The organism is Pseudomonas sp. O230 (genome assembly GCF_045447035.1).
Taxonomy (GTDB): domain Bacteria; phylum Pseudomonadota; class Gammaproteobacteria; order Pseudomonadales; family Pseudomonadaceae; genus Aquipseudomonas.
In genome coordinates this window covers 1-14932 of record NZ_JBJGXN010000011.1, presented here as the reverse complement: position 1 = coordinate 14932, position 14932 = coordinate 1, and the positions used below count along the sequence as shown (strand labels likewise).

At 55.0% G+C, this 14932-nt stretch carries 11 protein-coding genes and 4 tRNA genes; all 15 read right to left on the bottom strand.

Going from position 1 to position 14932, the window contains the following annotated elements:
* Positions 1-125 precede the first annotated feature (125 nt).
* Positions 126-4325: a DNA-directed RNA polymerase subunit beta' gene (gene rpoC, locus ACI77H_RS23360; protein WP_407014062.1), complete on the bottom strand. Its 4200-nt coding sequence runs from the start codon at positions 4323-4325 to the stop codon at positions 126-128.
* Between the two features lie 64 nt (positions 4326-4389).
* Positions 4390-8463 (bottom strand): DNA-directed RNA polymerase subunit beta, encoded by a 4074-nt coding sequence (gene rpoB, locus ACI77H_RS23355; RefSeq protein WP_219097508.1) that lies wholly within the window; start codon positions 8461-8463, stop codon positions 4390-4392.
* A gap of 220 nt (positions 8464-8683) precedes the next feature.
* Positions 8684-9049 (bottom strand): 50S ribosomal protein L7/L12, encoded by a 366-nt coding sequence (gene rplL / locus ACI77H_RS23350; RefSeq protein WP_008145490.1) that lies wholly within the window; start codon positions 9047-9049, stop codon positions 8684-8686.
* Between the two features lie 80 nt (positions 9050-9129).
* Entirely contained in the window at positions 9130-9630 is a 501-nt protein-coding gene (gene rplJ, locus ACI77H_RS23345) for a 50S ribosomal protein L10 (RefSeq protein WP_247293393.1), read from the bottom strand.
* 198 nt (positions 9631-9828) lie between these two features.
* Positions 9829-10524, bottom strand: a complete 696-nt coding sequence (gene rplA, locus ACI77H_RS23340) for a 50S ribosomal protein L1 (protein WP_007896626.1) — start codon at positions 10522-10524, stop codon at positions 9829-9831.
* Entirely contained in the window at positions 10524-10955 is a 432-nt protein-coding gene (gene rplK, locus ACI77H_RS23335) for a 50S ribosomal protein L11 (protein ID WP_017341076.1), read from the bottom strand. The genes rplA and rplK overlap by 1 nt, the downstream gene beginning before the upstream one ends.
* A gap of 117 nt (positions 10956-11072) precedes the next feature.
* Positions 11073-11606, bottom strand: coding sequence for a transcription termination/antitermination protein NusG (gene nusG / locus ACI77H_RS23330; RefSeq protein WP_007896622.1), 534 nt, complete (start codon positions 11604-11606; stop codon positions 11073-11075).
* A gap of 9 nt (positions 11607-11615) precedes the next feature.
* Positions 11616-11984, bottom strand: a complete 369-nt coding sequence (gene secE, locus ACI77H_RS23325; protein WP_007896620.1) for a preprotein translocase subunit SecE — start codon at positions 11982-11984, stop codon at positions 11616-11618.
* A gap of 45 nt (positions 11985-12029) precedes the next feature.
* Positions 12030-12105, bottom strand: a tRNA-Trp gene (locus tag ACI77H_RS23320).
* A gap of 172 nt (positions 12106-12277) precedes the next feature.
* Positions 12278-12353: transfer RNA gene (locus ACI77H_RS23315), tRNA-Thr, on the bottom strand.
* 26 nt (positions 12354-12379) lie between these two features.
* A tRNA-Gly gene (locus tag ACI77H_RS23310) sits at positions 12380-12453 on the bottom strand.
* A 23-nt stretch (positions 12454-12476) separates the two neighbouring features.
* Positions 12477-12561 (bottom strand) — tRNA-Tyr (locus ACI77H_RS23305).
* Between the two features lie 142 nt (positions 12562-12703).
* Positions 12704-13144: a hypothetical protein gene (locus ACI77H_RS23300; protein ID WP_407014061.1), complete on the bottom strand. Its 441-nt coding sequence runs from the start codon at positions 13142-13144 to the stop codon at positions 12704-12706.
* A 7-nt stretch (positions 13145-13151) separates the two neighbouring features.
* On the bottom strand, positions 13152-13901 hold the full coding sequence (locus ACI77H_RS23295) for a pantothenate kinase (protein ID WP_407014060.1): 750 nt from the start codon (positions 13899-13901) through the stop codon (positions 13152-13154).
* Entirely contained in the window at positions 13891-14850 is a 960-nt protein-coding gene (birA, locus tag ACI77H_RS23290; RefSeq protein WP_407014059.1) for a bifunctional biotin--[acetyl-CoA-carboxylase] ligase/biotin operon repressor BirA, read from the bottom strand. The genes ACI77H_RS23295 and birA overlap by 11 nt, the downstream gene beginning before the upstream one ends.
* Positions 14851-14932 lie beyond the last annotated feature (82 nt).

Sequence of the window (14932 nt, the reverse complement as noted above, 5' to 3'; positions counted from 1 at the left end):
AGTCTAAAGAGGATCTTGCCCCCAGTCAAGGCAAGGCCCCGACCTTCCCGCTCATCCAACCTCGACAAAATGTCTTGATTCGATGAACGGAACGACCAGGGCCTTACACTCATTTATCGCAGAACTCAGTTACCGCTAGAGTTCAGCGCTTCGGTCAGTGCAGCTTCCACTTCACTGGCGCTTACGCGCAACGGTTTGTCAGCATCACGACGGCGTTTACGCTCGCTGTGATAAGCCAGACCGGTACCGGCCGGGATCAGACGACCCACGACCACGTTTTCTTTCAGGCCGCGCAGGTAATCGCGTTTGCCGGTTACCGCCGCTTCGGTCAGTACACGAGTGGTTTCCTGGAAGGAAGCCGCCGAGATGAACGATTCGGTGGACAACGATGCCTTGGTGATACCCAACAGCACACGAGTGAACTTGGAAACGAACTTCTCGTCGCCAGCCAGACGCTCGTTCTCTACCAGAACGTGAGTCAATTCCATCTGGTCGCCCTTGATGAAAGTGGAATCGCCGGATTCAGCGATTTCAACTTTACGCAGCATCTGACGCAGGATGGTCTCGATGTGCTTGTCGTTGATCTTCACGCCTTGCAGACGATAAACGTCCTGGATCTCGTTCACGATGTACTTGGCCAGCGCACTCACACCCAGCAGACGCAGGATGTCGTGTGGGTCGCTCGGGCCGTCGGAGATAACTTCGCCGCGGTTTACCTGTTCGCCTTCGAAGACGTTCAGGTGACGCCACTTCGGAATCAGCTCTTCGTACGGATCGCTACCGTCGTTCGGGGTAATGACCAGACGGCGCTTGCCTTTGGTCTCTTTACCGAACGCGATGGTGCCGCTGACTTCAGCCAGGATCGAGGCTTCTTTCGGACGACGTGCTTCGAACAGGTCGGCAACACGCGGCAGACCACCGGTGATGTCACGGGTCTTCGAAGTCTCTTGCGGAATACGAGCGATAACATCACCGATCGCGATTTTCGCACCGTCCGCTACACCGACCAGGGCGTTCGCAGGCAGGAAGTACTGAGCAATTACGTCGGTACCCGGCAGCAAGAGATCCTTACCGTTGTCATCGACCATCTTCACTGCAGGACGAATATCTTTGCCGGCAGCTGGACGGTCTTTGGCGTCGAGTACTTCAATGTTGGTCATACCGGTCAATTCGTCAGTCTGACGCTTGATCGTGATGCCTTCTTCCATGCCCACGTAGGTCACGGTACCTTTCATTTCGGTAACGATTGGGTGAGTGTGCGGATCCCACTTGGCCACGATTGCGCCAGCGTCGACCTTGTCACCTTCTTTAACCGAAATCACAGCACCGTACGGCAGCTTGTAACGCTCGCGCTCACGACCGAAGTCATCAGCGATCGCCAGCTCACCGGAACGGGAGACAGCAACCAGGCAGCCATCCACTCGCTCAACGTGTTTCAGGTTGTGCAGACGGACAGTACCGCCATTCTTCACCTGAACGCTGTCAGCTGCGGAGGTTCGGCTTGCCGCACCACCGATGTGGAACGTACGCATGGTCAGCTGGGTACCCGGCTCACCGATGGACTGGGCAGCGATAACGCCGACAGCTTCACCGATGTTCACCTGGTGACCACGAGCCAAGTCACGGCCGTAGCACTTGGCGCAAATGCCGTAGCGGGTTTCGCAGCTGATCGGCGAACGCACGATCACTTCGTCGATGCTGTTCAGCTCGATGAACTCGACCCACTTCTCGTCTACCAGAGTGCCAGCAGGAACGATAACTTCCTCGGTACCCGGCTTGAACACATCACGAGCGATGACACGACCCAATACGCGCTCACCCAACGGCTCAACAACGTCACCGCCTTCAATGTGCGGAGTCATTACCAGGCCATGTTCGGTGCCGCAATCGATCTCAGTCACAACCAGATCCTGCGCCACGTCTACCAGACGACGAGTCAGGTAACCGGAGTTCGCAGTTTTCAACGCGGTATCCGCCAAACCTTTACGAGCACCGTGAGTAGAGATGAAGTACTGAAGTACGCTCAAACCTTCACGGAAGTTCGCAGTAATCGGCGTTTCGATGATGGAACCGTCCGGCTTGGCCATCAGGCCACGCATACCGGCGAGCTGACGGATCTGCGCAGCAGAACCCCGCGCGCCCGAGTCGGCCATCATGTACATCGAGTTGAAGGATTCCTGGTCGACTTCGACGCCATGACGGTCGATGACTTTCTCTTTCGAGAGGTTGGCCATCATCGCCTTGGAAACTTCGTCGTTCGCCTTGGACCAAAGGTCGATTACTTTGTTGTACTTCTCGCCCTGGGTAACCAGGCCGGAGGCGTACTGACTTTCGATCTCTTTCACTTCATCAGTTGCAGCATTGATGATGCGGGCTTTTTCATCCGGGATAACGAAGTCGTTAACACCGATGGAAACGCCGGAAATGGTCGAATAGGCAAAACCGGTGTACATCAACTGGTCAGCGAAGATCACGGTCTCTTTCAAACCAACCACGCGGTAGCACTGGTTGATCAGCTTGGAGATCGCCTTCTTCTTCATCGGCTGGTTGACGACGTCGTACGACAGGCCAGGTGGAACAACCTGGAACAACAGCGCACGGCCGACAGTGGTGTCGACGATACGAGTGTTCTTGACGCTGCCGCCATCACGGTCGTTAACGGTTTCGTGGATCCGCACTTTGACTTTAGCGTGCAGTGCGGCTTCGCCGGCACGGAACACACGATCAACTTCCTGCAGATCCGCGAACACACGACCTTCGCCCTTGGCGTTGATCGCTTCACGAGTCATGTAGTACAGACCCAATACAACGTCCTGCGACGGAACGATGATTGGCTCACCGTTGGCTGGCGACAGAATGTTGTTGGTCGACATCATCAACGCACGCGCTTCCAACTGGGCTTCCAGTGTCAGCGGTACGTGCACGGCCATTTGGTCGCCGTCGAAGTCGGCGTTGTACGCAGCACAGACCAGAGGGTGCAGCTGGATAGCCTTACCTTCGATCAGTACCGGTTCAAACGCTTGGATACCCAGACGGTGAAGGGTCGGTGCGCGGTTGAGGAGAACCGGGTGTTCACGGATCACTTCAGCGAGAACATCCCAAACCTCTGGCAGTTCGCGCTCGACCATTTTCTTGGCAGCTTTAATGGTGGTGGCGAGACCACGCATTTCCAGCTTGCCGAAAATGAACGGCTTGAACAGCTCGAGAGCCATTTTCTTCGGCAGACCGCACTGGTGCAGACGCAGGGTCGGACCTACGGTAATTACCGAACGACCGGAGTAGTCAACACGCTTACCGAGCAAGTTCTGACGGAAACGACCTTGCTTACCCTTGATCATGTCAGCCAGGGATTTCAGAGGACGCTTGTTGGAACCGGTGATAGCGCGGCCACGACGACCGTTGTCGAGCAGTGCATCGACAGCTTCCTGCAACATACGCTTTTCGTTGCGCACGATGATGTCCGGAGCGGACAGATCAAGCAGGCGCTTCAAGCGGTTGTTACGGTTGATCACTCGACGATACAGATCGTTGAGGTCGGAAGTCGCGAAGCGACCGCCATCCAGCGGGACCAGTGGACGCAGATCTGGCGGCAGAACCGGCAGAACGGTCAGCACCATCCACTCTGGAAGATTGCCGGAACCCTGGAAGGCTTCCATCAACTTCAGACGCTTGGACAGCTTCTTGATTTTGGTTTCGGAGTTGGTTTGCGGAATTTCTTCACGCAGGCGGCCAATCTCGTGCTCCAGATCGATAGCATGCAGAAGTTCACGGACAGCTTCAGCACCCATGCGGGCATCGAAATCGTCGCCGAACTCTTCCAGCGCTTCGAAGTACTGCTCGTCGTTCAGCAGCTGACCCTTTTCAAGGGTGGTCATGCCTGGATCGATAACGACATAGCTCTCGAAGTAGAGAACGCGTTCGATATCACGCAGGGTCATGTCCATCAGCAAACCGATACGCGACGGCAGCGATTTCAGGAACCAGATGTGGGCAACTGGCGAGGCCAGTTCGATGTGCGCCATGCGCTCACGACGAACTTTAGCCAGCGCGACTTCAACGCCGCACTTCTCGCAGATCACACCACGGTGCTTCAAGCGCTTGTACTTACCGCACAGGCACTCGTAATCCTTTACCGGGCCAAAGATCTTGGCGCAGAACAGGCCGTCACGCTCAGGTTTGAACGTACGGTAGTTGATGGTTTCCGGCTTTTTAACTTCACCGAACGACCACGAACGGATCATCTCAGGCGATGCCAATCCAATACGGATGGCGTCGAACTCTTCGACTTGACCCTGGTTTTTCAGCAAATTCAGTAGGTCTTTCAAGGCCTTTCCTCCTGGCGGAGCAGAGAGCGGGCAATCCTGCCCCGCTCTCGATTCGCGTCACGTGTTATTCGGTTTCCAGATCGATATCGATGCCGAGGGAACGAATTTCCTTGATCAACACGTTGAAGGACTCGGGCATACCCGGCTCCATACGGTGATCGCCATCCACGATGTTTTTGTACATCTTGGTACGGCCGTTCACATCGTCCGACTTCACTGTGAGCATTTCTTGCAGAGTGTAAGCAGCACCGTATGCTTCCAGTGCCCAGACCTCCATCTCCCCGAAACGCTGACCACCGAACTGTGCCTTACCACCCAGCGGCTGCTGGGTAACCAGGCTGTACGAACCGGTAGAACGAGCGTGCATCTTGTCGTCTACCAAGTGGTTCAGCTTCAGCATGTACATGTAGCCAACAGTAACCGGGCGCTCGAACTTGTTGCCGGTACGGCCGTCGGTCAGCTGCATCTGGCCGCTTTCTGGCAGGTCTGCCAGTTTCAGCATGGCCTTGATTTCGCTTTCCTTCGCGCCGTCGAACACTGGAGTGGCCATTGGAACGCCGCCACGCAGGTTCTTCGCCAGATCCAGGATTTCCTGGTCGGAGAAGCTATCCAGATCTTCGTTACGACCGCCGATCTGGTTGTAGATCTCGTCGAGGAATTTACGAAGCTCAGCAACTTTGCGCTGTTCTTCGATCATCCGGTTGATCTTCTCGCCCAGACCTTTAGCCGCGAGGCCAAGGTGGGTTTCAAGGATCTGACCAACGTTCATACGCGAAGGTACGCCCAGCGGGTTGAGGACAACGTCGACCGGGGTGCCATTGGCATCGTGCGGCATGTCTTCAACCGGCATGATCACGGAGACCACACCTTTGTTACCGTGACGACCGGCCATCTTGTCGCCCGGCTGGATGCGGCGACGGATTGCCAGGTAAACCTTGACGATTTTCAGCACGCCTGGAGCCAGGTCATCGCCCTGCTGCAGTTTGCGCTTCTTGTCTTCGAACTTGTCGTCCAACAGACGGCGGCGATCAACGATGTAGGCCTGAGCCTTCTCGAGCTGCTCGTTCAGAGCATCTTCCGCCATGCGCAGTTTGAACCACTGACCATGCTCAAGACCGTCGAGAACTTCGTCGGTGATGTCCTGACCTTTCTTCAGGCCAGCGCCGCCTTCGGCTTTGTGGCCGACGAGAGCGGAACGCAGACGTTCGAAAGTCGCGCCTTCAACGATACGGAACTCTTCGTTCAGATCCTTACGGATCTCGTCGAGTTGAGTCTTCTCGATCGACAGTGCACGAGCATCACGCTCAACGCCGTCGCGGGTGAAGACTTGTACGTCGATGACGGTACCCTTGGTGCCGGTCGGCACGCGCAGGGAGGTGTCTTTAACGTCGCTGGCTTTTTCACCGAAGATGGCACGCAACAGCTTTTCTTCCGGAGTCAGTTGGGTCTCGCCTTTCGGAGTGACCTTACCAACCAGGATGTCTCCTGCGCCAACTTCGGCACCTACGTAAACGATACCGGCTTCGTCCAGCTTGTTCAGTGCAGCTTCACCCACGTTCGGGATGTCTGCAGTGATTTCCTCTGGCCCAAGCTTGGTGTCACGCGCCACACAGGTCAGTTCCTGAATGTGGATCGTGGTGAAGCGATCTTCTTGTACAACTCGTTCCGACAGGCAGATGGAGTCTTCGAAGTTGTAACCGTTCCAGGCCATGAACGCGATGCGCATGTTCTGACCCAGTGCCAGCTCACCCATATCGGTGGACGGGCCGTCAGCCATGATGTCGCTGCGCTGAACACGATCACCTTTACGCACCAGCGGACGCTGGTTGATGCAGGTGTTCTGGTTCGAACGGGTGTATTTGGTCAGGTTGTAGATGTCGACACCGGCTTCGCCAGTTTCAACTTCGTCATCGGCAACACGAACCACGATACGGCTGGCATCAACGGAATCGATCACGCCGCCACGACGAGCCACGACGCAAACGCCGGAGTCACGAGCTACGTTACGCTCCATGCCGGTACCGACCAGCGGCTTATCAGCGCGCAGGGTTGGTACAGCTTGACGCTGCATGTTCGAACCCATCAACGCACGGTTGGCGTCATCGTGCTCGAGGAACGGGATCAGCGACGCTGCAACCGAAACTACCTGCTTCGGCGATACGTCCATCAAGGTGACGTCTTCTGGCGCCTTGACGGTGAACTCGTTCAAGTGACGAACAGCTACCAGTTCGTCGATCAGCATTTTCTTGTCGTTCATCGTGGCCGAAGCCTGAGCGATCACGTGATCAGCTTCTTCGATGGCGGACAGGAACACGATCTCGTCGGTGACCAGTGCGTCTTTCACCACACGGTACGGGCTCTCAAGGAAGCCATACTGGTTGGTGCGCGCATAGGCAGCCAGGGAGTTGATCAGACCGATGTTCGGACCTTCCGGCGTTTCAATCGGGCATACACGACCGTAGTGAGTCGGGTGTACGTCACGCACTTCAAAGCCAGCACGCTCACGAGTCAAACCGCCAGGGCCGAGTGCAGACACACGACGCTTGTGGGTGATCTCGGACAGCGGGTTGTTCTGGTCCATGAACTGGGACAGCTGGCTGGAACCGAAGAACTCTTTCACCGCCGCAGCCACTGGCTTGGCGTTGATCAGGTCTTGCGGCATCAGGCCTTCGCTTTCGGCCATCGACAGACGCTCTTTGACCGCACGCTCAACACGTACCAGGCCAACGCGGAACTGGTTCTCGGCCATTTCGCCTACGCAGCGAACACGACGGTTACCCAGGTGGTCGATGTCATCGACGATGCCTTTGCCGTTACGGATGTCGACCAGAGTCTTCAGAACCGCGACGATGTCTTCTTTGCACAACACGCCCGAACCTTCGATCTCGGTACGACCGATACGACGGTTGAACTTCATCCGGCCGACCGCAGAAAGGTCATAGCGCTCAGGGCTGAAGAACAGGTTGTTGAACAGGGTCTCGGCAGCGTCTTTGGTTGGCGGCTCGCCAGGACGCATCATGCGATAGATCTCGACCAGCGCTTCCAATTGGTTGCTGGTGGAGTCGATCTTCAAGGTGTCGGAGACGAACGGACCGCAGTCGATATCGTTGGTGTACAGAGTTTCGATACGAACAACCTGGGCCTTGGCAATTTTTGCCAGGATCTCGGTGTTCAGCTCGGTGTTGCACTCTGCCAGGATTTCGCCGGTTGCCGGATGCACGATGGCCTTGGCGGTAGTGCGACCCAGGACGTAGTCCAGAGGCACTTCCAGGGTCTTGAGACCGGCTTTTTCGATCTGGTTGATGTGGCGCGCAGTAATACGGCGACCAGCCTCAACGATGACCTTGCCCTTCTCGTCCTGAATATCAAGAACAGCGATTTCACCACGCAGACGCGAAGCAATCAGTTCCAGACTGAGGGTTTCGCCGCTCAGGTGGAAAACGTTGGTGGTGTAGAACGCGTCGAGCACTTCTTCAGTGGTATAACCGAGCGCGCGCAGCAGTACCGATGCAGGCAGCTTGCGACGACGGTCGATACGCACGAATACGCAGTCTTTCGGGTCGAACTCGAAGTCCAGCCACGAACCGCGGTAAGGAATGATACGCGCGGAGTACAGCAGTTTGCCGGAGCTATGCGTCTTGCCGCGGTCGTGGTCGAAGAACACGCCCGGGGAACGGTGCAGCTGGGAAACGATTACACGCTCGGTACCGTTGATTACGAAGGTACCGTTCTCAGTCATCAGGGGGATTTCACCCATGTAGACTTCTTGCTCTTTGATGTCCTTGATCGCTTTGTTCGACGATTCTTTGTCGAAAATGATCAGGCGCACTTTTACCCGCAAAGGTACGGCGTAAGTTACACCGCGCAATACGCATTCTTTGACATCAAATGCCGGTTCGCCCAGGCGATAACCGACGTACTCCAGCGCAGCATTGCCGGAGTAGCTGATGATCGGGAAAACGGATTTGAAGGCCGCATGCAGGCCCACGTCGCGGAACTGATCTTTAGTCGCTCCCGCCTGCAAGAATTCACGATACGAATCCAGCTGGATTGCCAGGAGATACGGCACATCCATGACGTCCGGCAACTTGCTAAAGTCCTTGCGGATACGTTTTTTCTCAGTATATGAGTAAGCCATCAGCGTTCCCCAGCTTGGTCACCTGCTTGTTTGGCCCCTCCCGACGGGAGCAGCCAGAAAATCGTGCAAACCCCATGGTTTGCGCCACCGCATCGGGTGGTTACAGCTCGCTACCAGCACCGACCCAGTCGGTTGCCAATAACGGAAAAAGGCCGGTGGCAAGAGCCACCAGCCATCAGCCTTTCGCTTAACGCTCGGGCTGGAGACGCAAGGTCGATGCTTACTTCAGCTCGACTTTAGCGCCTGCTTCTTCCAGAGTGGCTTTTGCTTTGTCAGCTGCGTCTTTCGATACGGCTTCCAGAACAACGCCAGGAGCGCCGTCAACTACTGCCTTGGCTTCTTTCAGGCCCAGACCGGTCAGTTCACGTACTGCCTTGATCACGTTAACTTTCTTCTCGCCAGCTTCCAGCAGCATGACGTTGAATTCAGTTTGTTCTTCAACAACGGCAGCAACAGCAGCTGGACCAGCGGAAGCAGCGGCAGCAGAAACGCCGAACTTCTCTTCCATGGCTTTGATCAGCTCAACGATTTCCAGAACGGATTTTTCGCCGATTGCTTCGATGATTTGGTCGTTAGTCAGAGACATGACTATAAATTCCTGTATTGGGGTGACAGCCTACGCGGCCATCGAAATAAACAATAAACGCTGAAAGGAGTCGCTCAGCCTTAGGCTGCGGCAGCTTCTTTCTGGTCGCGAAGGGCCGCCAGAGTACGAGCCAATTTGCTGGTTGCGCCTTGAATCACGCTCATCAGCTGAGAAATTGCTTCGTCACGGGTCGGCAGGCTTGCCAGTACGTCGATCTGATTAGCTGCGAGGAACTTGCCCTCGAACGCAGCTGCCTTGATCTCGAACTTATCCTGACCTTTTGCGAATTCCTTGAAGATACGAGCAGCAGCGCCCGGATGATCTTTGGAGAATGCAATCAAGGTCGGGCCAGTGAACACGTCGTTGAGCACGTCATATTGAGTGCCAGCAACGGCGCGCTTGAGCAGGGTGTTACGTACAACACGTACGTAAACGCCAGCTTCACGAGCCTCTTTACGGAGTCCGGTCATAGCGCCAACTGTCACGCCGCGGGCATCAGCCACAACAGCAGACAGGGCAACTTGGGCAGCCTCGTTGACTTCAGCGACGATGGCCTTCTTGTCTTCGAGTTTAATTGCCACGGGTTTAACTCCTGCTTGTTACCGTTTCATCCAACCGAGGCCGGATGTCGTTTTGGTGTCTGATTCGGTAAGGAACCGGGAGCACCATCTGCGTAGGCTTGAGGTTTAAGACTTGCGTCGCCTACGGTCTTGGATAGCCCCCGCCAGGCAGGGACCCCAATCTTTCAATTGGCGCAATCGCTTGCACCAACCTGTGTCTTACGCGTCGAGCGAGCCTTGGTCGATGACCAGACCTGGACCCATGGTGGTGCTCAGGGTAACGCGCTTGACGTAAATACCTTTCGAGGAAGCTGGCTTGATACGCTTCAGATCAGCGATCAGGGCTTCAACGTTTTCCTTCAGCTTGACGGCGTCGAAACCGACTTTGCCAACGGAGGTGTGGATGATGCCGTTTTTGTCGGTGCGATAACGAACCTGACCAGCCTTGGCGTTCTTAACCGCGGTGGCTACGTCTGGGGTTACGGTGCCGACTTTAGGGTTAGGCATCAGGCCACGTGGACCGAGGATCTGACCCAACTGACCTACAACGCGCATTGCATCCGGGGATGCGATAACTACGTCATAGTTCAGGTCGCCGCCTTTCATTTCGGCAGCCAGGTCGTCCATACCTACACGGTCAGCGCCGGCAGCCAAAGCGGCCTCAGCAGCTGGACCCTGAGTGAACACAGCAACGCGAACAGTCTTGCCAGTACCGTGAGGCAGCACAGTAGCGCTACGAACGACCTGGTCAGATTTACGCGGGTCAACACCCAGGTTCACAGCAACGTCGAACGACTCGCTGAACTTGACAGTCGACAGTTCGGCCAGCAGAGCGGCAGCGTCTACAAAGTTGTAGGACTTGCCTGCTTCGATTTTGCCGGCGATAGCCTTTTGACGCTTGGTCAACTTAGCCATTACACACCCTCCACGTTAAGGCCCATGCTACGAGCAGAACCGGCGATGGTACGCACGGCTGCTTCCATATCAGCTGCAGTCAGATCCGCGTTTTTAACTTTCGCGATATCTTCCAGCTGAGCACGAGTCACGGTGCCAACCTTAACGGTGTTCGGACGAGCGGAACCGCTAGTCAGACCGGCCGCCTTCTTCAGCAGAACCGAAGCAGGGGTGGATTTGGTTTCGAAAGTGAAGCTACGGTCGCTGTAGACAGTGATGATCACTGGAGTCGGCAGACCTGGCTCAATACCCTGAGTACGGGCGTTGAAGGCCTTGCAGAATTCCATGATGTTCACGCCGTGCTGACCCAGAGCAGGACCAACAGGTGGGCTTGGGTTAGCCTGAGCGGCCTTCACTTGCAGCTTGATGTAAGCGGTAATCTTCTTGGCCATGAGGCACTCCAATTACGGGTTCGAACGCCTCGAAAGGCTCCCCGGTTACTTGCGCGTTTATCCCAGTGACGACAAAACCCCACAGCCTAGGGCTGCGGGGTTGGGATGCTTGCCCAGCTAGACCTTTTCGACCTGGCTGAACTCGAGCTCTACCGGAGTAGAGCGACCGAAAATGAGCACTGCCACTTGGATCCGGCTCTTTTCGTAGTTAACTTCTTCAACCGTCCCGGTAAAATCGGCAAACGGTCCGTCATTGACACGTACAGACTCGCCCGGCTCGAACAATGTCTTCGGCTTTGGCTTGTCACTACCATCAGCAACGCGACGCAGAATTGCTTCTGCTTCTTTATCTGTGATCGGCGCAGGCTTATCAGCGGTACCGCCAATGAAACCCATCACCCGAGGAGTGTCCTTGACCAAGTGCCAAGTACCCTCATTCATGTCCATCTGAACCAGCACGTAACCTGGGAAGAACTTGCGCTCGCTTTTGCGTTTCTGGCCATTACGCATTTCAACCACTTCTTCAGTGGGAACCAGAATTTCGCCGAAGCCATCTTCCATGCCAGCCAGCTTTACGCGCTCTACCAACGAGCGCATCACATGCTTCTCGTAACCGGAGTAAGCATGCACAACGTACCAACGCTTAGCCACGGGACACCCTTAGCCGACAATCAAGGAAACAAGCCAGCCGAGCAGGGAATCAAGCCCCCACAACAGCAACGCCATAACCAGAACGACAGCCACAACAATCAGCGTGGTCTGCGTGGTTTCTTGGCGAGTTGGCCATACGACTTTACGAATCTCGGTGCGAGCTTCCTTAACCAGTACAAAGAAAGACTTGCCCTTGACTGTCTGTAGACCTACAAAGGCAGCTACAGCAGCAATTACAAGCAATGCAAGCACGCGGTACAGGATCGGCGAAGCAGAATAATACTGATTACCAACAACGCCAACAACCACCAAAGCGACTACTACTAGCCACTTGAGCAGATCGAAGCGAGAGCCTTGAGCTTCAGCTTTAGGAGTCATCTATGAAGATCCTGTGAAAAGAAAGCCAGACACACCAAGTGAATCTGGCAGGTCAGGAGGGAATCGAACCCCCAACCTACGGTTTTGGAGACCGTCGCTCTGCCAATTGAGCTACTGACCTAAAACAAAATCAGGCCGACCATTATGCCGACCCAAAAAAGACATTACAACAATTTACTCGACAACCCCGACTTCAAACCAGAGCCACCGGCACGACCACCCAGCAAAAAAAAACAAGCAGTGACCGCGACCATTAAAACAAAGGCAGATATTTTCATATCTGCCTTGTTATATGGAGCTCTTGAGCGGATTTGAACCGCTGACCTCACCCTTACCAAGGGTGTGCTCTACCAACTGAGCTACAAGAGCGTAACACTTTGCAGGATCTGCAAACTTGGAGCGGGTAGCGGGAATCGAACCCGCATCATCAGCTTGGAAGGCTGAGGTTCTACCACTAAACTATACCCGCGAGCTTGCAGCTCTCGCTAAAAATGGTGGAGGGGGAAGGATTCGAACCTTCGAAGTCGTAGACGTCAGATTTACAGTCTGATCCCTTTGGCCGCTCGGGAACCCCTCCTAAGCGAGCCGGCATTCTATATCATGCCAGCCTTCTGTCAAGCATTTTCTCATTAAAAACCTGAGGTTAGCTGCGTTGACATCACTTCGTAGCGCTTACTGTTAAAGGCGTTCACTGCGAAGCGGGCGCCATTCTATTCAAACTATTCAGCGGGTGCAACCCCCTCGCACAGCATTATTTTATGTTTTAACTCATTGAATTCTCTAGAAAGGTTTTGCAGCTGAACCTCACCCAGCCAACGCCGGCTTTCAGGGGCGATCCGAACCCAATAACCCGCGAACTCAGGAAGATCCTTTGGCAGGAGCTGATACTTGATTTCCATGCCATTCAAGCGCCGCTCAACGGCCTGAACTGCTTCTTGACGAACAAAACCACCCAAGTACAAACAGCTACCGTCCGACAGAGAAGCCTTTGCCTTATCAAGGGTCTGATCAGTCGTTTCGCTCAACAAGCGAATATCCTGCTGCCCTCCCCTATACAAACTCAAAGGAGTGACATCCTTCGCGCGCAGAGGAGCCTCTTGTTGGTGCCAGATGTAATAGAACACATTCAGAACAAGCAGCAGCAGAAACAACCAACGCATAAGAACCTCAGGACAAAGGACATGCCATAGCCAACCCCACAAATACCAGGTCCGGGACCACTCTAGCGTCTGGCACAAGCTCAGAAACCAATCCTGCATCCCCACCGGTCAGAAATACGGAAAAATCTGCCCCCCAGTAGCTACGCGCAAGCTCCAACTGGGTCAGAACAAAGCCTCTAAGCATCAGCGAGCAGCCCCGCTCAACCGCTTCTACGGTTGTGCGACCCGGAACGAGACTTTCCATGGCGCGCTCAGCAGCCAGATCCCCATAGCGAATTTTGCGGGTATGGGTGCGCAATTGATTTCGCATCAATGGCATTCCCGGACAAATAAAGCCCCCGAGATGCTCTCCATCGCTGGCGACGAAATCCGCAGTAACGGCAGTACCAAAATCAAGCACCAGGCATGCACCCGACGCTAACTTGAACCCCCCAAGCATCGCCAGCCAGCGATCGAGACCCAGCCGCTCGAACTCTTCATAGCCATTGCGAACTCCCGACATTTCGCGAGCGGGCGCTGCGCAAACGACTGACACCCCAAAAGTATCGGCCAGCAGAACAGTCAATGCACTGGTCTCCTCCGCCGTTCGGACACTGACCAATCGGCAAAACTTGAGGGCGAGCCCCTTGAGCGCGCTCAAACTCTCCAGCAATGCAAGATTGGAGTCGACAACGCCCTCACCAACCACCCGGCGAGCATCAGCTTCAAGTACTCGCCACTTGATGAAACTGTTTCCGCAGTCGAGCTCAAGAATCATCACGCAACCTCAAGCTGAGCTCACCACCACTAAAGACTTTTTCCACACCACCTACCTTCAAGCGCAGAGCACCCTGACTATCAACACCCAGCACCTCGCCATCTATATGGTTAACTCCGGCGATCAACGACACTGCCCGCCCCTGCCACAGATGATTCCGCTCCCACTCTTCCTGGATAGCGGAAAATCCGTCGACCTGATGTCGACTCAAATAAACCTGGAGCATCTGCCCCAACTGCGCGACCAATTGATTGCGATCGAATGTCCGCCCTGATTCAAGCCGCAAGGACGTCCACTGCTGATCAATCTCATCGGTCATGTGCATGTTCACATTGATCCCGATACCCAGAACTACATGACACACATCAGCAGGATCTCCCACCAACTCCAGCAGTATCCCTGCGAGCTTTTTCTGACCAACCAGAATATCGTTAGGCCATTTCAAGCCTGCATCTGATACACCCAGCGCTCGCAAGGTTTGCATGACTGCAAGTCCAACAACAAGACTCAAGCCTTCCAGCTGGCGCATGCCACCATCAATACGTAGCACCAGACTGTAATAAATATTTTCCGCAAAAGGACTCGCCCACTTACGCCCACGACGCCCACGGCCAGACGTCTGCCGTTCGGCGAGTACAAGAAATGGCGCTACCTGACCGCGCTCTATTGCACGCAACGCTTCGGCGTTAGTGGAGTCAATTGAATCGGAAATCAGAATGGGCCAATTACAAGAAGGCGCCTGCTCTGCTATCGCGACAGAATCGAGCAGTGTCAGCGGCGAGGCCAATTGATAGCCGCGCCCTCGCACCTTGTGGATGGACAAGCCAAGCTCAGCTTCGAGAAGCTGAAGCTGCTTCCACACAGCACTCCGACTGACACCTAAAGCGGCGCCTAGCGCTTGACCTGAATGAAATCGGCCATCCTTAAGAAGCTTTAACAACGTCAGCATGGAAGTCCCGCCTCACAATGAGGCCCGCATGATAGCCATGCCTCGAGCCGTTGCATAGAAACCGTACTGGGCAGATTTTCTC